The 19,005-nt window shown below is 60.1% G+C and carries 16 protein-coding genes; 10 read left to right on the forward strand and 6 right to left on the reverse strand.

Annotated features, from left to right (window positions below):
- The first annotated feature begins 151 nt into the window (after positions 1-151).
- A complete protein-coding gene (locus tag ABLX76_RS00355; protein ID WP_023289387.1) occupies positions 152-718 on the forward strand; it encodes a DJ-1/PfpI family protein in 567 nt (188 codons plus the stop codon).
- 143 nt (positions 719-861) lie between these two features.
- Here the strand turns inward: ABLX76_RS00355 and ABLX76_RS00360 are convergent, their stop codons facing one another.
- A complete protein-coding gene (locus ABLX76_RS00360; protein ID WP_065883034.1) occupies positions 862-1,623 on the reverse strand; it encodes an SDR family oxidoreductase in 762 nt (253 codons plus the stop codon).
- 108 nt (positions 1,624-1,731) lie between these two features.
- Here ABLX76_RS00360 and ABLX76_RS00365 point away from each other — a divergent pair, with 108 nt between their 5' ends.
- Positions 1,732-2,646 (forward strand): LysR family transcriptional regulator, encoded by a 915-nt coding sequence (locus ABLX76_RS00365; RefSeq protein ID WP_032452581.1) that lies wholly within the window; start codon positions 1,732-1,734, stop codon positions 2,644-2,646.
- Positions 2,647-2,948: 302 nt separating this feature from the next.
- Positions 2,949-3,137 (forward strand): hypothetical protein, encoded by a 189-nt coding sequence (locus ABLX76_RS00370; RefSeq protein WP_023289384.1) that lies wholly within the window; start codon positions 2,949-2,951, stop codon positions 3,135-3,137.
- Between the two features lie 45 nt (positions 3,138-3,182).
- On the opposite strand, the gene ABLX76_RS00375 is transcribed toward ABLX76_RS00370, so the two are convergent.
- Genes ABLX76_RS00375 through opgC form a run of 5 tightly spaced genes read right to left on the reverse strand, consistent with a single transcriptional unit; the run spans position 3,183 to position 7,348 of the window.
- Positions 3,183-3,650, reverse strand: a complete 468-nt coding sequence (locus ABLX76_RS00375; protein WP_348873874.1) for an ATP-binding protein — start codon at positions 3,648-3,650, stop codon at positions 3,183-3,185.
- A gap of 19 nt (positions 3,651-3,669) precedes the next feature.
- Positions 3,670-4,008 (reverse strand): STAS domain-containing protein, encoded by a 339-nt coding sequence (locus ABLX76_RS00380; protein WP_023289382.1) that lies wholly within the window; start codon positions 4,006-4,008, stop codon positions 3,670-3,672.
- On the reverse strand, positions 3,998-5,212 hold the full coding sequence (locus ABLX76_RS00385; RefSeq protein ID WP_348873714.1) for a SpoIIE family protein phosphatase: 1,215 nt from the start codon (positions 5,210-5,212) through the stop codon (positions 3,998-4,000). Before ABLX76_RS00385 ends, ABLX76_RS00380 begins: the two co-directional genes overlap by 11 nt.
- A gap of 8 nt (positions 5,213-5,220) precedes the next feature.
- Positions 5,221-6,120, reverse strand: a complete 900-nt coding sequence (locus tag ABLX76_RS00390) for a hypothetical protein (protein WP_086075785.1) — start codon at positions 6,118-6,120, stop codon at positions 5,221-5,223.
- A 10-nt stretch (positions 6,121-6,130) separates the two neighbouring features.
- The gene (opgC, locus tag ABLX76_RS00395) at positions 6,131-7,348 is read right to left on the reverse strand and encodes an OpgC domain-containing protein (protein WP_348873716.1); all 1,218 of its coding nucleotides are present in this window, start codon (positions 7,346-7,348) and stop codon (positions 6,131-6,133) included.
- Positions 7,349-7,624: 276 nt separating this feature from the next.
- Between opgC and ABLX76_RS00400 the strand changes: the two genes are divergently transcribed.
- The 7 genes from ABLX76_RS00400 to ABLX76_RS00430 are packed head-to-tail and all read left to right on the forward strand — an operon-like array spanning position 7,625 to position 19,005.
- A complete protein-coding gene (locus ABLX76_RS00400; protein WP_348873718.1) occupies positions 7,625-9,442 on the forward strand; it encodes a glycosyltransferase in 1,818 nt (605 codons plus the stop codon).
- Positions 9,439-10,770 (forward strand): DUF3131 domain-containing protein, encoded by a 1,332-nt coding sequence (locus tag ABLX76_RS00405; protein WP_205425346.1) that lies wholly within the window; start codon positions 9,439-9,441, stop codon positions 10,768-10,770. Before ABLX76_RS00400 ends, ABLX76_RS00405 begins: the two co-directional genes overlap by 4 nt.
- Positions 10,767-12,314: a DUF3131 domain-containing protein gene (locus ABLX76_RS00410; protein WP_044522496.1), complete on the forward strand. Its 1,548-nt coding sequence runs from the start codon at positions 10,767-10,769 to the stop codon at positions 12,312-12,314. Before ABLX76_RS00405 ends, ABLX76_RS00410 begins: the two co-directional genes overlap by 4 nt.
- On the forward strand, positions 12,299-13,693 hold the full coding sequence (locus ABLX76_RS00415; protein WP_348873721.1) for a DUF3131 domain-containing protein: 1,395 nt from the start codon (positions 12,299-12,301) through the stop codon (positions 13,691-13,693). Before ABLX76_RS00410 ends, ABLX76_RS00415 begins: the two co-directional genes overlap by 16 nt.
- Positions 13,690-14,124: a hypothetical protein gene (locus tag ABLX76_RS00420; protein ID WP_023289374.1), complete on the forward strand. Its 435-nt coding sequence runs from the start codon at positions 13,690-13,692 to the stop codon at positions 14,122-14,124. Before ABLX76_RS00415 ends, ABLX76_RS00420 begins: the two co-directional genes overlap by 4 nt.
- A gap of 2 nt (positions 14,125-14,126) precedes the next feature.
- Positions 14,127-16,817 (forward strand): response regulator, encoded by a 2,691-nt coding sequence (locus tag ABLX76_RS00425; RefSeq protein ID WP_348873723.1) that lies wholly within the window; start codon positions 14,127-14,129, stop codon positions 16,815-16,817.
- Complete coding sequence (locus ABLX76_RS00430; RefSeq protein WP_348873725.1) at positions 16,807-19,005, forward strand: glycoside hydrolase family 2 TIM barrel-domain containing protein; 2,199 nt, start codon at positions 16,807-16,809, stop codon at positions 19,003-19,005. Before ABLX76_RS00425 ends, ABLX76_RS00430 begins: the two co-directional genes overlap by 11 nt.

A 19,005-nucleotide genomic window follows, 5' to 3' on the forward strand; every position in this document is an offset into this window, starting at 1 on the left:
GCGCGATGGCGAAAAAAGTTGTCGTTACCAAAAAAATATGAACCCGGTTACAAGATGCGCACGCCACCGTCATCGGCCTCCTGAGGAGGTCGCATTCTGCGGATCGCCAGGCTATATCTATGACACCTTTCTCCCACAACGAGTAAAAATAATGAGCAAGAAGATCCTGATGCTGGTCGGCGATTACGCCGAAGATTACGAAACGATGGTCCCTTTTCAGGCACTGCAGATGATTGGCCACCAGGTCGATGCCGTCTGCCCGGATAAAGCCGCCGGCGACTATGTGATGACGGCGATCCATGATTTTGACGGAGCCCAGACCTACAGCGAAAAGCCGGGGCACCGCTTCACCCTGAACGCCGATTTTGCCGCGGTGAAGGCCGAGGATTACGACGCGCTACTGATCCCCGGCGGACGCGCGCCAGAGTATCTGCGTCTGAACGAACAGGTCATTAAACTGGTCCAGGCGTTCGACGCCGCACGTAAACCTATCGCCGCCGTCTGCCACGGGCCACAGCTGCTGGCCGCCGCCGGGATTCTGCAGGGGCGGACCTGCAGCGCCTATCCGGCCTGCGCCCCGGAGGTGCGCCTGAGCGGCGGGCATTATGCCGATATCGGTATCGATCAGGCGCATGTTGACGGCAATCTGGTCACCGCCCCCGCCTGGCCGGCGCACCCGCAGTGGCTGGCGAAATTCGCCGCCCTGCTGGCGGAGTAACGCATTTTCTCTGACTAAGTGAACGGACTATCGCCGCGCTGGCGCTCTCTTTGTTACCGGCCCGGCGGTTTTCGAACGGCCGTTTCCGCTGCCGCCAAACCTGATTCAGCTCAGCGAAACGCTGGCCGGATTGTCTCCTCGCCTCAGATGCGCATTCCCCCGGAAACTTCAATGCGCTGGGCATTAACCCAGCGATGATCATCGGATAACAGCGAGGCGATCATCGGCCCGATATCCTCTGGCACCCCCGGTCGGCCAAGCGCCGTCATGTTCGCCACCGCCTGAGCGACCTGCGGGTTATCCCGCACCACCCCGCCGCTGAAATCCGTGGCGATGGCGCCCGGCGCCACGCAGTTCACCGTGATCCCGCGGCCGCCCAGCTCAAACGCCATATAACGGGTCAGGGTTTCCACCGCAGACTTCATGACTGCATAGGGCGCCCGATTCGCCATCACGATACGGGTCAGTCCGGACGAGATATTCACAATTCGCCCGCCATCGGCCAGCAGCGGCAATAATTTTTGGCTAAGGAAAAAAACACCCTTCACATGGATGCGATAAAGCGCATCGAGCTCCGCTTCGGTAGCGTTCAGAAACCCCATGCCGCTGGCATTGCCGGCATTATTGACCAGGTAATGAAACCGATCGGCCCCCAGCTCCGCCAGGGCCGCCTGAAAGGTGCTGACAAACCCGTCAAAGGTGTCGGTTTCGCCGGCGCTGAAGGGCAGCGCGATCGCCCGCGAGCCCTGGGCTTCAACCCACGCGACCACATCGGTCGCCTCGGCGAAATGCGCGTTGTAGGTCAATACCACATTCACGCCGCGCGGAGCCAGCGCTTCAACGGTCGCGCGGCCCAGGCCACGGCTGCCGCCTGTCACCAGGGCGATTTTTGCGCTATTGTTCATGTTTTCCCCTTTTATCTCTGCTGAAAACATGAGCGATTATAGGCCTCTGAATGCCGACGATAAGACCGCATGGTGCGACAGGATTGTTTTGCCAGCTGGAACAATGTCATGGATAAACTGGATACCCTGACCCTGTTCGTGCGTATCGTCGAACGGGGTTCGTTCAGCGCTGCCGCCGCGGATCTGGGTTTTTCCCGGCCGGTGGCGACCGCAGCCATTAAGGCGCTGGAGGCCAGCCTTGGGGCGCGCCTGCTGCAGCGCACCACCCGGCACGTGCAGCCGACGGCGGAGGGGTCGCTGTATTATCAGCGCTGCGTCTCCATCCTGGCGGCCCTGGAGGAGGCCAACCGCAGCGCCGGAGGGAGCATCTCCGGCACCCTTCGGGTGGACGTGGCGGGCAATCTGGCGCGAACCCTGCTGCTGCCCGCGCTACCGCAGTTTCTCGCCCGCTATCCGGCCATTACCTTGCAGATTGGCGAAAGCGAGCGCGACGTCGATCTGGTCCGCGAAGGGGTAGATTGCGTCATTCGCGGCGGCCATCTTCCCGATAGCGAGATGATTTGCCGGCCGCTCGCCATGCTGCAGGAGATCACCTGCGCCAGCCCGGCCTACCTCGCCCGGTACGGTACCCCGCATACGATTGACGAGCTGGCGGGACACGTGACGATCGGTTTTGTTTCATCGCGCACGCACCGTACCTTGCCGCTCAGTTTTACCCTGGATGGCCGCCAGACCGAGGTCAGTTTGCCCTGTCGCCTGCTGACTTCCGATGCCGACGTCGGCGCCGAAGCGGCCAGGCTGGGCTTTGGCCTGTATCAGGCACCCTTGTCCCGCCTTGAGGCCGATCTGGCATCCGGTGGGTTAACGGAGGTGCTGGCTGATTTTCGCCCTGCGCCGCTGCCGCTCTCCCTGCTCTATCCCAGCAGCCGGCAGCTCTCTGCCCGGGTACAGGTATTTATCGACTGGGTGACGGCGCTGATGAAGGCGCCCCTGGCGCAGCAGGCATCCGGAAGGCTAAAATAACGTTTGCTATTATTTGCGGCTCGTGCGTTAATCATTAAGTCGATTTACCAGACGAAAAATTATTATCGAAGCACGTGTTCTCATCTCCAGGCGTTATCCCTGATACCACCTTCCTTTGAGCAGTCCCGTTAGTATTTTGCTTTTTCTGTAAACAGGCCCTGTCAGATCCCTGTTGGCTCGTTAAAAAAGCCCTCCGTCTGACCCAATACCCGGCTTACCACTAACAAAAATCAGCCGCGTTAATTTCCCTGAAAACGACCATTGTCTTTTCAACAGAACATTACCCATACAAGGTTTACATTATGATTGAACATATCCATTTTAGATGCCCATGCTGCCATGGCTCCCAGTACAGAACGTCCCAGTTTGACGTGACGGAAAAAAATCCCTTTGGTGCGAAATGCATTTTCTGCAAATCGGCCATGATGACCTTAGATACTATTCGCCCTTATCACCTGGGCGCGCTGTCCACCGCTCAGGCACAGCCATAAGACGATGAAGCTGGTGAACGCGGGCGGGAAAATCCTCCCGGTGATTCACCTGGGGGCAACCTCTGGTCCTTCACCTGACGCACCGTCGGTGGAATGGCGAAGGCCGGCATTCGGCAACGCTTTTATCAGGGTCGTCACATTCTCCCCGGCGCGGCTTTCCACATTAAAATAGTCCACCGCGCGCAGAATGAGCCGCAAACCTCGGCCGCTTTCCGCTAACGGATCGACATCGAAGCGCTCATCGCTACGCGCCAGCGTCAGGCGCTCGGCCGGAAAGCCCTCTCCTGCATCAATAAAGCGCAGCGTCACCCGGTCCTCCGCCGCGATAAATTCGACACGAAAAACGCGTTGCCGATCCTCATGCAGCGCATAGCGAATGATATTGGTGGCCGTCTCACAGGCGGCAAGATCGAGCGCGAAGCGCCACTCCTCCCCGACGGGCAGCGGCGCCAATTGTTGAGTCAGCCACGCCGCCAGCGGTGAAAGCGAGCTGAGTTGGGCAGGAAACAGCATGACGTTATTCACGGGCGCATCACGGATTGAACTGCGCAAGGGCTGAAGTGCGATCCTCGCAAATACGAAAAATACGATCCATCCTGGTCAGGGTAAACATATTGCGGATGCCGGGGTTCAGCGCGCACAGTGTCATTTCTCCTTTACCATTCATCATTTTCATCAGGGAAACCAGCGTTCCTAAACCGCTGCTGTCGATAAAATCGATTTTACTGAAATCAACAATCAGATCGGTGCGATCTTCGCCTATCTCCTGGGCGATTGCCGCTTTAAAGGCTACCGCGACGGACGCATCCAGCCGACGCACCGCCGGCGTCAGGATCGTCACCGAGGCCTGCCGTTCGGTTTCAATTTTCATCACCGTCCCCTGTTCGTTCAATAATCAAGAGTGAAACATCATCGGCCATCGCCTGAGTCTCCTGCCCGTCGCCACTGCGCCAGCGGATCAGGTGCCGGGCAAACCGCGGCAGAAGCGCGGGCAGCGGCTGCGTCACGCTGTCCTGCAGCCACGCTTGTAAACGCGCCTCGCCAAACTGTTCACCGCTCCGGTTTTCACATTCGGTGATGCCGTCGCTGAACAGGCACAGCCGCTCTCCCGGCGCCAGTGAGAAACTGACATCTGCCCAGGAGAGATGGTCTATCAACCCCACCGGCGCCCCGCCGCTGCCGACCGAACGGACGGCTGCGTCCGGGCTCACGATAAAAGGCGTGGGATGCCCGGCCTGACAGAGTTTGCCCGCGCCGGTCTTCAGGTCGATGACGCCATAGATCAGGGTGAAATAGCTGACAATCTCTGTTTCGTCACTGCAAAAACGATCATTAAGGATCGCCACCACCTCGGCAGGCGACGCCGGCTGGTTGTCTGCCGTAAAAAGAAAGCGCTCAACGGCCCTGCCATGCAGAAACTGGCGGGCGACGGCGAGCGACATCATCGCCGCCCCCACGCCGTGTCCGGAGACATCCACGCAGTAAAATCCGAGCCGATCGCCCAACGGGAAGACGTTAAAAATATCCCCCGACACCCAGGCCGAGGGCAGGAAAATCCAGTCGGAGAAAAATCCCTGATGACGCAGCTGATGAGCCGGGAGAACCGACTGCTGAATGCGCGCCGCCAGCTCCAGATCCTGTTCAATCTGTCGCAGCGCTTCGCTCAGCCGCGCATTGCGCGCGGCGAGGTCAGCCTCAAGGGAGAGGATCCGCGACCCGGCGTGCAGCCGCGCCCGCAGTTCGCTCTGCTCTACCGGTTTGCTGAGAAAATCATCGGTCCCGGCCTCAAACCCCTGCGTTAAATCGCCAGGGTCTTCGCGAGCGGTAAGCAATATCAGATAAACGTAGTGACCAAACTGGCGACGGCGAACTTCCCGGCACAGCGTCAGGCCATTCATCTCTGGCATCTCCCAGTCGCTTATCACCAGGCTGACGGGCTGGTTTTCGAGGATCGCCAGCGCGGCGACGCCGTTTTCCGCCTCACTGACGATATAGCCCCACTGCGTCAACATCCGGCTTAGCAGCCGACGATAAACCAGCGAATCTTCAACAATCAGGACGTGCTGTGCCGACATCGCGCCTCCTAAATCGGCAAGAACCAGATAAGGCTGATCGTGCCTTCACGAAACTTGCCGCTGCCGCTGCCGTGCCCCGGATAGCGGGTACCGGCATAGTTGGCATACTGCACAGAGAACGATCCTGGCGTATAGCCCGCGTAACCGAAACTGTAACTGTAGTCGCCATTCCACGGCTGCTGCTGGCTACTGTCCGGATACCAGAACGCGGTAGCGCGCACAAAAAAATGCTGCTTAAAGGTATATCCGCAACCGCCGAGCAGCACGTTTTTGTTTTTACGGATGTCATCGCTCTCCAGATCGTAATAGCGCGGCACCCAGCTGTAGCCTACCTGGCAGATAATGGCATCGCCTTTGTTAATCAATAGCGCATGCTCCATGGGTTTCGGCAGCGAAAATTTATACGCCAGGGTAATCGCCCCCTGCTCAAAATAGGTGTGACGCTTGCTGCCCGAGGTCCAGAAGTGGTTATCGCCATAGTTACTGTAAACCAGGCTGACGGTGTTGGCATGCCAGTCGTCGTAGCCAAAACTATAGCGAAAATCGGCGGTATAGCGGCTGGTATCGGTCACCGGTAAACGGGATGTCACGTTGGCGAACCAGAAGCTGTAAGGCGAGTATTGCAGGCTGAGGTTCAGCGTCTGATTATATTTTTTCTTCTGTTCTGCGCTGTCTGAGCTGTTGGGGACGGTCATCCACTGCTCTTTTAAACCCGAACTAAAGCTCAGCGCTCCGGAAAACACCTTGTCATTCCCGGAAAAAAGCCGTCCCCAGCGGCTGGTAAACACGCCGGCCTGCACCGGTTCACCATTTTTATCACGCAGCGGTTGTGCGTCGTTCTTTTCTGCTCCTTCCGCACCTGCGATGGCGCACCATAGCGCGCAGGCCAGCATATATTTCTCCCGCATTTGCCCTTCCTTAGTTAGGTATCCAGCGTGCGGCGACGCGGTATTTGGCCATCAGCCACAGTACGCCCAGCGCGGCGGCATGGATCAAGGTGTTCACTATCCACGCCTGGCGCCACAGATCGAAGGTGACCAGTTGGCTTACGGCGAGCACGATGTAAACATGCAAAATAAAGGTGTAGAGCGAACGCTGCCCGAGCGGGATCAGGAACCAGCCTGCCAGCCAGTTCAGGGGGCGCCAGCACCAAGTCAACAGCAGATAAATAGTGACCATCAGACTGATATCATTAAGGATCCGTACCGGCCCGAGGCCGTTTTTCGCCGCCCAGGTATGGTAAAAGGCGTTAAATTCCGCCGGTGGGATCACGTGCATCAGCAGCGCGGGCGGCATAAAAGGATTGGTATGATTCTGGGCGACAAACGCAAGGATAAGCGCGATGCACACCAGCGCCGCGACGGCGACTTTGCCGGGCGGCGTGCGGGCGAAAGAGATCAGTTCCGCTTTGTACCAGCCGCAGCACATTCCCAGCACAAAGATAAATTGCCAGGCCATCAGGGGAAAGGCGAATTCAAATTCGCAGGGCGTCACCCGTACCGGCCAGCGTTGCCAGCAGCCGTAGATCAGCAGCGAGACGCCCAGTAATGGGTAGACGTGACCCTTTTGCAGCATGCCGAGAAACAGCGGGCTGAGCAATAACAAAAAAATATAGAGACCGAGGATCTGCGTCTGATGCGGGCCAATCTGCAGATAAAGGATAATGTTAAACCACGTCTCTTTTATTTGTGGGGTTAGCGGATAAAGCGACCAACTGGTCCCGGAAAAGCGGTCGGTAAAATGAGTGACTTCATAGACATTAATATGAGGTAAATATCTCAGCAAAAGAAAAGAGACGATAATAATAATATTAACCTGATATATTTTCCAGGCGCGAAGATAAAGCCCCCAGCTCACCGTCAGTAATACTGCCTTTTGTAATCTAACACGATTTAGCATCCCTAACATGAAGCCGGACAGGATCACAAAGCCCTCGGCACCGGTGGTCAAACCAAATCGCTCCCAGCTGAAAATATTAAATAACGACATCACTTCGGTATGCGCCACCACCATCATCACGAGAGCAATACCGCGCATAAAGTCGATACGCAGGTCGCGTTCCCCGGTCAGAGAGTAACGCCAGGCCGTTGATTTATCAGTTTCTTTTTGCGAAATCGCTGAAGCAACCTGGCTCATGAGGGATCCTGTCGTCTACCCTGCAACAATTATTACAAATTATTTAGATAGTGTAGAATGCGCTATCTTGCAATGCTCATTTTATAAATTCCGCCTGCGTACATCACACTATGTTAAGTCATCCCGGTGACTATCATTTCGCGCTGTTGAAATTTTTACGCCACCATCTACACTCACTTTACTGTTATTTATAAGCCCCTGTGCGTTCTGCAGAACGCCGCCAATCAATAACAGACCAGTCATTCAAACTCAGCGCGGAATCAGGATATCCTTGCTATGGATTTTTATTTTTCCCGTTTTGAACATCGTCGACCGCCTGAGCCGCTCAGCACCCCGCGCTGGGTGAGGATGATCTGGCAGGTATTAGCCGTAGCCGCCCTGGTTCTCGGCGCCAATTATATTTACTGGCGCTGGACCGCGTCTTTAAATACCGACGCCCTATGGTATGCCGTTCCGCTGGTGCTGGCGGAAACTCTGGCGTGGATTGGCACAGTTCTGTTCACCATAAATTTATGGCAGGAAAAAGATCCTCCGCCAGGCGTCCCCCCGACGGAGATTAACGACTGTCTGCGAGCGGATGAAGCGGTGGAGTCGAGGCCGATTAAAGTCGATCTGTTTATCGCCACCTACTCCGAAGATGTGGAGCTGGTCAGGCTGTCGATCCGTGACGCCATGCGGATGACCTATCCCGGTCCGCTCGACTATAAGGTGCATGTTCTTGACGACGGGCGTCGCCCGGAGATGAAGGAGGTCTGCGAGCAGGAGGGGGCGAACTATATCACCCGGCAGAGCAATATCGGCTATAAGGCCGGTAACCTGCGCAATGGGCTGGAACATACCGATGGCGACTTTCTGATCATCTGTGATGCCGATACCCGCGTTTTCCCGACCCTGCTGAGCAATACGCTCGGCTATTTTCGCGATCCGGACGTCGCCTGGGTGCAGACCCCGCAATGGTTTTTCGATCTTCCGGAGGGGGAGGATCTGGCGCGCTGGCTGCGGCGTAAAGCGGGCGGCGCAGGCTACGGCGTGGGCTGGCTGGCGCAGAAAATCGTCGGTCCGGTGACCATTGGTCGCGATCCGTTTTTCAACGATCCGCGCATGTTTTACGACGTGATTTTACGGCGCCGCAACTGGGCTAATGCCGCATTCTGCTGTGGCGCCGCCTCCGTTCACCGGCGGGAAGCGGTGATGCAGGCCGCGCTGCGCAGCTACGTCTGGAGCGTTGACGCCGAGATCGCGCGTCATACGCGGGATATTCGCGACCCGGCAACGCGGGAAGCGCTGCAGGAGGCCATGCGCCCCCACGTGGCCTTCGATACTGAACTGACGCCCTATAAGTTCCACGTCTCGGAAGATATTTATACCTCCATCCTGCTGCACGGCGACGCTGCCCGCCGCTGGCGCTCGGTAATGCACCCGCGGATCGAGTCGAAAATGCTCTCGCCGCAGGATATGCTGACGTGGATGATCCAGCGCTTTAAGTACGCCGCCGGTTCGCTGGATATCCTGTTCCATGACAACATCTTCAGCCGCCGCCGCTTTAAACTCTCGCTGCCGCAAACGCTGATGTACGCGACCACCTTCTGGTCCTATCTGGCCTGCGTATGGAATACCGTGTTCCTGATTTCACCCATTATTTATCTCTTCACCGGCATTCCCCCGGTGTCGGCGTGGTCTACCCCTTTCTATCTGCACTTTTTACCCTTTTTTATTGTCTCCGAACTGGCCTTTATGTTCGGCACCTGGGGTATTTCGGCCTGGGACGGCCGGGCCTCTTACCTCTCCTTTTTCTCGATGAATCTGCGGGCGCTAAACACCGTTTTGCGCGGGGAGCAGATCAAATTTCACGTCACGCCGAAAGAGCGACAGACGGGCCGTTTTCTCTATCTCGTCAAGCCGCAAATTGCCATCGTTGTACTCACCCTTACGGGGCTGCTATGGGGCGGCATTCAGGTGGCGCGCGGGCAGGTTGACGACCCCTCCGGGTACGTCATCAACATTTTCTGGGGCGCGGTGAATATTGCCGCCATGCTGCCGCTGATCTTCGCCGCCATATGGACGCCCCCCGAAGAGCAGGAGGCAAGTCGATGAGGATCCGCGACGCCCTGCTCCCCGCCCGCAGCTACCTCACCATCCTCATTGGCTTCCTGCTGGGTTTTGCGATTGTCGTGTGGGTGGAAAAACAGATGCCCGCGCGCGTCGAGGGCAGCGGTGGGATGACGTTGAGCCAGGATTTTCCGCCGCTCCCTGCCCCGCGCGAGCTGACCTTTGACGAGGCGATCTGGGCGCGAGTGGCCTGGCAGTATTATGTGAATAATACTCAGCCAAACGGTCTGGCCAACGCGCACGATGGCGAACCCTGGCTTAGCCTGTGGAGCGTCGGCAGCTATCTTTTCGCCGTGGTCGCCGCAGAGCAGCTGCATATTGTGACCGCCGCCGAAGGTGATGAGCGCATTGCCGCCGCCCTGTTTACGCTCGGTCAACTGCCCCTCAACGCCCAGGAATTGCCCGCCGCTCAGTACCATGCCGACACGCTGCAGATCCTCGGCAGCCCGGACTCCTCCGCCATCGGTATGGGACGCCTGCTCACCGCCCTGCAAACGCTGCTCTGGCGCTATCCTCAGCACGCCGCCGCGGTGCGGGATCTGTTTAATCAGTGGCGGGTCGGCGCGCTCATCAGCAACAGCCCCGCCAGCCAGGCCGCGGCGCCGCTGCACCACTGGGCGCTGGCGGCGGATGAACCGCGGGACAGCTTTGGCTACCGGCTGTACGCCAGCCATACGCTGCGGCTGATCGACAGCGCCGCGGGGCTGGCGGTGACCAACCCGCCGCAGGGGCAGCAGATGATCGATATCGACGGCATCATGGTGCCCGACGAGGGGCTGCGCACGCCCTGGGGTCGACAGCCTTCGCTGATCAGCCTGCCGTACCTGCTCACCGGGCTTGAGCTGGGCTTTGACGCGCAGAGCGCGGAGATCGCCTGGCGCATCATGCAAATCCAGCAGCGCCGTCATAGCCTGAGGGTCAGCAAGCCGCCGATCAGCACCGACTACGCCGAGCCCGCGCCGGATTATGCCAGCGCGCTGGCGGACCGGCAGCCGCAGAGCGCCTTCGCCCCGCGCAGCGCCGCCCCGGAGCAATCGGCGATCACCTCCACCCGCACCGCCTTTGCCTGGTACGCCCTGTTCCGTAATAGCTGGAGCGAAGCGCTGCGCCAGCAGGTCCAGACGCTGCAGGTCCCGGGCAGGGGCTGGCAGCGCGGGTTAAATCTCAACCGCAGCGTCAACGACGTTATTGACGGCGATACCAACGCGATCGTGCTGGAAAGCCTGGCCTACATTTCCCGGGGGCAGATGCTGTGTCTGGCCTGCCTGAGCCCTGCCCCTCTCCCCTCGTCCTCAGCAGGAGCAACGCCATGAAGCTGATCTATTTATCCCGTTTTCCCCTGCTGGCCGGACTCATGGCGCTGTGGCTCTCGCTCTCCGGCGCGCAGGCCGCGACCGGTCTGCCGGCTACGGAATACGCCCCGCGCAGCGGGGAGCTGACGCCGAGGGAGATGACTATCGCCAGAAACGCCTGGCAATATTTCGTCGCCAACTTTCAGCCCACCACCGGGCTGGTCAATGCGGTGAACAAATACCCCTCCACCACCATGTGGGACAGCGCCTCCTATCTGGCCGCGATGACCGCGGCCCGTGAGCTGGGGATTATTGATAAGGCGGAGTTCGACCGTCGGATGCTGAAGTTTCTCGCCACGCTGAATAAGCTCGATTTATTCCGTAACGAATTGCCCAACAAAGCCTATAACACCGTGAGTGGACAGAAGGTGAACTACCAGAACAAGCCGGGCGAAATCGGCTATTCGGCGCTGGATATCGGCAGAATGCTGATCTGGCTGAAGGTGATCAAGGAGCGCTATCCGGAATACAGCAACAGCATCGATAACGTGGTGCTGGGGTGGGATTTCAGCCATGTGGTCGATCCCTGCGGCACGCTGTACGGGGCGTATCTGGAAAACGGCCAGCCAAAATACGTTCAGGAAGGCCGCCTGGGCTACGAGGAGTACGGCGCGGCGGGCTTTCAGCTGTGGGGATTTAACACCTGTCAGGCCAGCCGGCCGCAGCCCTACGAGCTGGCGGAGATTTACTGCGTGCTGGTCCCCTATGATTCGCGCGACCCGCGGCAAACCAGCCAGCATAACTATGTGGTCAGTGAATCTTACGTGCTGTATGGCATGGAGTTTGGCTTTGATAATCCTGCTGACCGGAACAACAGCCCGCGCGAGTACTCCCATCCATGGATGAAAAACTTTGCCGACCGGGTCTATCAGGCCCAGGAGAATCGCTACGCCATCACCGGGATCCTCACCGCCCGCTCCGAGCATCAGCTCGATAAATCCCCGTACTTTGTCTATGACACGGTGTTCAGCGATGGTTTTAACTGGAACACCATAACCGACAAAGGCCAGTTCGTACCGAACAGCGCCGCCGTGTCGCTCAAAGCGGCGATGGGGATGTGGGTGCTGTGGAACTCGCCCTATACCGATCGTCTGCTGGACGCCATTGAAAACGCGAACGAAGCGGGTAAAGGCTATTACGAGGGGCTGTATGAGAACGGCGACGGGCCAATCAATGAATTTACCGCCAACAATAACGGCATCATGCTGGAAGCGCTGCTGTTTAAAAAAGAGGGCAAACTGCTGCAGTTTTCCAGCGACAATCCGAAAAACCGCAATTTCGCCCCGTCGCTGTGGGACAAGAAGCTGGTGGATCTCTTTGAACCGAATAACGGCCCGCGCAATCGCCCGTTCCTGAGCAACACCCCGGCCGTCAAAACATGGTGCGAGCAGACCGGGACCACGCAGCGCACCCAACCCGCCTGCCAGGCCTGCCAGTGCGCCGCCTGCAAGGCTGACGAACCCGTTAAACTTCCGCCGGTGACCGCGCAATGCTTAAAACCATAGCCCGCTGGCTGGCCGTCGCCGTCGTCCTGCTGCTTATCGCCCTGGCGCTGTTTGGTCGCGAAGGCGCGGGGTGGCGCTGGCTGACTAAAGGCGGCTGGCACACCACCGCCCGTATCAGCAGCCTGACGCCGCAGGAGCGGACGTGGGCGCAGATCGCCTGGCGGTACGTCGAGAACAATACCCAGCCGCATACCGGCCTGGTCAACGGCAGCGACAAACAGCCCCGCGCGACGCTATGGCAGATGGGCGACACCCTTATCGCCCTGCTCGCCGCCAGAGAGCTGGGGCTGGTAAAGGAAGCGGAATTCGACGCCCGCCTGACGCCCCTGCTCGGCACCCTCAATCGACTGACGCTAACCGACGGCGGTTCGCCGGGCAGGCTATACTCCACTCAGACGGCGACCCCTGTCGACTTCAGCGGCAAACCGGCGGGCAGCGGCTGGTCAGCGAAAGATATGGCGCGACTGATGCTCGCCCTGCGGCTTACCGCCGAACGCGCGCCGCAGTATGGCGAGTACATTGATAAAATTATCCTGCGCTGGAACTTCTGTCCGGTGATCGATAAAGACGGTGAGCTGTGGTCCGCCTCACTGCAGAACGGGCAGCGGACGATCCGCGAGGAGCTCCGGCTGGGAGACAGTGAATACGCCGCCAGCGCGTTCCGCCTGTGGGGGTTTCCGGCCGGCAAGGCTCTCTCTCCCCCGGCGCGCCATGTGATTATTTATCAGCGCCGCCTCGCCGTTGACGACCGCGACCCGCGAACCACCTGGCAACCCGTGGTGCTCTCCACTCTGCCCGCCATGCTGCCGGGACTGGAGTTCGGCTGGCAGCCGCCCGGCGTGTCGGAAGAGGTACAAAAAGCCATGCGCGCCCGGGCGGAAGGGATATGGCTCAGCCAGAAAACGCGCTGGACGCAGGATAAGGTGCTCACCGCCCGGGCCGATTTTTCGCTTACCCAGGCGCCCTGGCACGTGGAAGACACCGTCTGGGGAAATGGCTACGCCTGGAATACGCTCGGGGACGACGGGAAATACTACCCCCGGCTGGCGCAGGTGACCACCAAAGCGGTCTTTCTCCTGTGGACGCTGTGGGAAACCGAGTATACCGATGCGCTGATGGCGGTCACTACCCATCTTAACGACCCGCAGCGCGGCTGGTTTGAAGGTCGGGTCGAGGCCACCGGCGACGTCAACGCCACCCTCACCCTCTCCACCAACGCCATGGTGCTGGAGGCGCTGTTTTACAAACACAACGCCGGGCCGTTGTTCAAAAACGGCCTCGCGGATGACAACAGCTATTTTGCCCGCCGCGCGACGGACGAATTTAACCCGCCCCGCCGCTGCCTGCCGGGCGAACGGGTCATGAGGAGCGCACCATGAAGTTTTATCGCGATCTCTTTGAAGCCAGCCTGAATCGCGTCGTACCGGAGCACGACAAACAGCGCTTCTTCGAAGCCTTCTACACTACTTTTATCCATATGTCTGCGGAAACCGAGCAGCACTTCTCACAACGCTCCGGCGAAGAAGGCCAGCAGATGATCTTTAAAAGCTTTTTCGCCATGCTGGCGGTCAACGGCGACCTCTTTGTACCCGATTTCCTGGAACGGCTGGCGCGGGCGCAGAGCGAGGAAGGCCTGCGTCTGCCGCCGCGTTTTTTTGCCCTCTGGCGGGAAGCGATGCTCAAAACCGTCCGCGCCAGCGATCCGCTGTGCGATGAGGAGATCCTCACCGCATGGGCAATGGCCATCGCCCCTGGGCTTGAGTATCTGCGCCGCCAGGCGGAGCTCCACTATCAAACCGCTGGCCAGTAATCATGCATGCCGCTAACCGTACCGACCTCAACCTCCTGCCCTCGGCGGTGATGATCTACGATGAGCATGAACGACTGCAGGCCTGGAATGATAAGGTGGCGCTGTTTTATCCAACGATCGCGCCCTGGCTCGCCGTCGGCGCCTCTCTTGAGAGCCTGGCGGAGAAGTTTATCGATGCCGGATATAACATCGACCCAGGCCGGCAACAGACGCTGCGCGAGGCGATAATCCGCAACTGCCGCCAGACGAACCACTGCGAGGTCCGTCAGTCGGGCAACCGCCGGATTTACGTTCAGCATCAGCGGCTGGCGGATGGCGGGATTGTCAGCCTGCATACCGACATCACCGAGCTTGACGAGGCCCGACGCTCGCGTCACCAGCTTCATGACGACTTTTTATTCACCGCGGAGTCGATCCAGATCGGCATCTGGGACTGGCAGGTCTCCAGCGACAGCCTGCAGGTCAATGACACCCTGCTGGCGATGGTCGGCCAGTCACGGGCGCAATGGCGCTTTCCACTGCGTTTTATGCTCAATCTGGTCCACGAGGACGATCGCGCCACCCTGCAACAGGCGATGATCGCCTCGCAAAACGAGCATATGCCGGTTTTTGAATGTGAACTTCGCGTCCAGCACCCCACGCAGGGCTGGCGCTGGATGCTGCTCTCGGGGCAGATCGTCACCCTCAATATGCAGCAGCAGGCAGAGCGGGTGATCGGCACCTTGCAGGATATTACCCGGCGCAAAGCCGCAGAGCTGCTGGCCATTGAGGCGGCGAAGGAAGCCCGCGAGGCGAATGAAGCGAAAAGCGCCTTCCTCGCCAATATGAGCCACGAAATCCGCACCCCGATGAACGGCATTCTCGGCATGACGCAACTCTGCCTCGACACGCCGCTGACCGCGGAGCAGCGGGAGTACCTTTCGCTGGTGATGAGCTCAGCCCAGTCGCTGCTGCACATTATTAACGACATTCTTGATTTCTCACGCATTGAGTCGGGCAAGATGCAGGTGGACGAAGAGCCGCTGGAGATCCGCCCCTTTGTTCAGTCGCTGATCCGCCCGCATATGCCTGCCGCCAGCGAAAAGGGCATTGAGCTGCTGGTGGATATCTCCCCTGCGGTGCCCGAGGTGCTGATCGTCGATGGACCCCGGCTGCGGCAAATCCTGACCAACCTGTTGGGTAATGCGCTGAAGTTCACGCATCAGGGGGAGGTTCTGCTGGCGATAGCCCCGGCCGACGACGAAAACCGCTGGCGCTTTCGCATTCGCGATACCGGCATCGGTATCGCCCCGGAGAAGCAAAAGGCGATCTTCGAGGCTTTCAGCCAGGCCGATAGCTCCACCACCCGCCGCTACGGCGGCACCGGTCTGGGGTTAACCATTTCGGCCCGCCTGGTCAACCTGATGGGCGGCGAGCTGACGGTGGAGAGCCAGCCCGGGGCGGGCAGCGAATTTGCCTTCACCCTGCCGCTGACAGCGCTGCACGCCGCCGCCGACAGCGCCCCGCTGGGCCACTTTAACCACCAGCGGGTGCTGGTGGTTGACGACAACAGCACCAACCTGCGCCTGCTCGACGCCATGCTTCGCCAGATGGGGCTGATGCCAAGCTGCGTGGACAACGCCGGCGAGGCGCTACGCCGGGCCGCCGAAGGGCCGCCCTGGCCGCTGATCCTGCTGGACGCGCAGATGCCGGATATGGACGGCGTATCCCTGGCGCTGGAGCTTTCCGCCCTGCCCGAGGCCCGGCAAAGCCAGATTATTATGCTCAGCTCCATGAGCCGCCATTTTGACGCCAATATGCTCAAGCGCATCGGCATTGCTCACTATCTGCATAAACCGGTGGCGCAGCGCGAACTGCATCAGGTTATCGCCGGCATTCTGGTTCCCACGCCGGTGGTGGCGACAGCGCCAGCCCCCGTTGCGGAACCGGTCAGGGAGCAGGCCGGGCTGCATATCCTGCTGGCCGAGGACAATCTGGTAAATCAGAAGGTCGCCAGACGGCTGCTGGAACAGCTTGGCCACCGCTGCGAGGTGGTGAACAACGGCCGGGAGGCGCTGGCGCGCTGGCGCGCCGACTGCTGGGATCTCCTGCTGATCGATCTGCAAATGCCGGAGATGGACGGTGAAACCGCCATCCGCCTGCTGCGTGAAGAGACGCAGGCGCTCGGCCGGGAGCACCAGCCCGCGATGGCTATGACCGCCCACGCGATGCAGGGCGATAGAGAGCGCTGTCTGGCGATGGGCTTTGACGGCTATATCGCCAAACCGGTGAGCCAGGAGGCGCTAAGGGAGGCCATCGCCCGCGTCGGCGCGGCGGAAGATAGCGGTCCGGAGGAAGAGGAAGGCCTGCCGGACGAGGCCCGCCTGCTGAAACAGTGCGCCGACGATCCTGAGCTGGTCGAGGAGCTGCTGGGGCTCTTCGCTGCAGGGCTTGACGCTGCCGCCGCCGCCCTTACCCACGCCATTAACGCTAATGACCGGGAGACGTGGCGTCGCGCCGCCCACAAACTGCGCGGCGAGGCGGCCACCCTTGGCTTTCAGCGCCTATCCGGGGTGCTCCAGCAACTGGAGAGCCAGGCAGCCTCGCCCGACCAGAGCGTGCCGGGCGACCTGCAAGATACGCTGGCCGAGGCGATCGCGGGCTGCCACCTGTGGCTGCGCCGCAGAATGCAGGAGGCTCCCCGTGATCGCTAGACGTCTTCTGCTGCTGGTGGTTTGCCTGCCGCTGGCGCACGCCGGCTCAGCGCCGGTGACCTGGTCACTGGCCGGACAATGGCGGGTGCATGACGCCAACGACAGCGCCTTCGACGGCGCGCAGGCTTCGGACGGCGACTGGCGCACGCTGCGGGTACCGGCAAACTGGTACAGCGCCGGATACGATCATCAGGGCGCCCTGTGGTATCGCCATCAGTTTACCGTGCATGGCCTGACGCCGGACGCCATGGCCACCCTGGTGTTTGACGGCGTCGATTACTTTGCCGAGGTGGCGCTCAACGGCAAGACGCTGGCCCGGCACGAAGGGTATTTTCAGCGCTTCCCGGTGGACATCAGCGGGGTCGTTCGCCGCCATAATCAGCTCGCCGTGCGGGTCGACAGCCCCTATGAAGACCCGCAAACGATCTGGCCGCTGCACAAGACGCTGATGAAAGGGATCCTGAACCAGCACGATACCCGCCCGGGCGGCGCCTGGTCGGTTCAGGGGCAGGATGCCAACTCCGGGGGGATCTGGGCGCCGGTGAAGCTCCATCTTAGCCGCGGCGTCACCCTCGACGAGGTGATCCTGCGCCCGGACTGGCGACAGGGGCTGGAGCAGCCCATTCTGCGTGCCGAAATCCGCTATCGCGCCGTGACCCCCGGCCCCGTCACGCTGCGCCTGACGGCCACCCCGGACAATTTTTCCGGCCCGCGTTTTCAACAGGCCTTCGCGGTCACCCTTGAGAACACCGCAGGCGTCCTGCGCGTCTCGCTGCCCATGCCCTCGGCAAAGCTCTGGTGGCCCGTGGGTGCTGGCAAACCTAACCTCTACCGGGTGCGCGCCACCCTCGCGGATAACCGGGGGATCATGGATACCGCCGTCACCCGCACCGGATTACGTAAGGTGGAAGCGCTGGCGGACAATCAGGGCTGGCGCATCAATAACAAACGGCTGTTCATCAAGGGCAGCAACTATATTGGCTCGCCGTGGCTGAGCACCATGACGCGGAAAAAATATCGCCGGGATTTCAGGCTAGTCACGGCCATGAACGCCAACGCCATCCGCGTTCATGGTCACGTGGCGGGCCGCGCGCTGTATGAGGTGGCCGATGAGATGGGGCTGATGATCTGGCAGGATGTTCCGCTGCAGTGGGGTTATGATGACAGCGTCGCCTTTGCCGATAACGCGGTGCGCCAGACCCGGGCGATGATGGACCAGTTCGGCAATTCGCCGGCGATTATTGTCTGGGGCGGTCACAACGAGCCGCCGTGGAACTCGCCGTGGATGGAGAAACGCTTCCCCGACTGGCGTAAAACCTTAAACCAGACCCTGACGCAGCGGGTGGGCGATGCGCTGGCGGAAGATACCTCCCGCATCGTGCATCGCTTTTCCGCTGTTGAAGAGCACTACTGGGCGGGCTGGTATTTCGGCACCCTGCGCGACCTGCTCTCCCCGGCGAAAACCGGGATTATTTCCGAGTTTGGCGCCCAGGCGCTGCCCCGCCTCTCCACCCTGAAGACCATTATCCCAGCCCGTCTGTTGTGGCCGAAAACCACCGCCGCCGACGACCCCGGCTGGGTGCGATGGAAGTACCATAATTTTCAGCCTTTCCAGACCTTTAAATTTGCCGGTATTCCACGAGGCAACACTATTCAGGAGATGATTGAAAACACCCAGGCTTATCAGGCCAGGCTGGTGGCGCTGGCAGCGGAGAGCTATCGCCGCCAGCGTTATCAGCCGGTGACCGCCCTGTTCCACTTTATGTTTGTCGAGACATGGCCCTCCATCAACTGGGGGGTGGTGGATTATCTGCGCCAGCCGAAGGCGGGTTACTATGCCCTGCAGCGCGCCTATCAGCCGATCCTACCCTCCATCGAGCCGGTGACCACCAGCTGGCGTCAGGGCAGCCCGGCGACGGTGCGCCTGTGGGCGATTAACGATACCTGGACGGCCTGCGAGGATTGTCGCCTGACCTGGCGGATCAGGCAAAATGGCCAGATGCTCGCTCAGGGGGAAACCACGCTGACCCTACCGCCGGACGCCGGCCAGATGATCAGGGAGCTGACCGTCACCCCCGCCGGCCCGCAGCCCGTGACGGTCGACTACCGCATCGACAACCGTCGCGGCACACGCGTGGGCGCTAACCAGCATACCGAACCCGTCGCCGCGGCGCAGGCAGCTAAATGA

The organism is Klebsiella sp. JB_Kp004, from assembly GCF_040065795.1.
In the GTDB taxonomy this organism is placed as follows: Bacteria; Pseudomonadota; Gammaproteobacteria; order Enterobacterales; family Enterobacteriaceae; genus Klebsiella; species Klebsiella quasipneumoniae.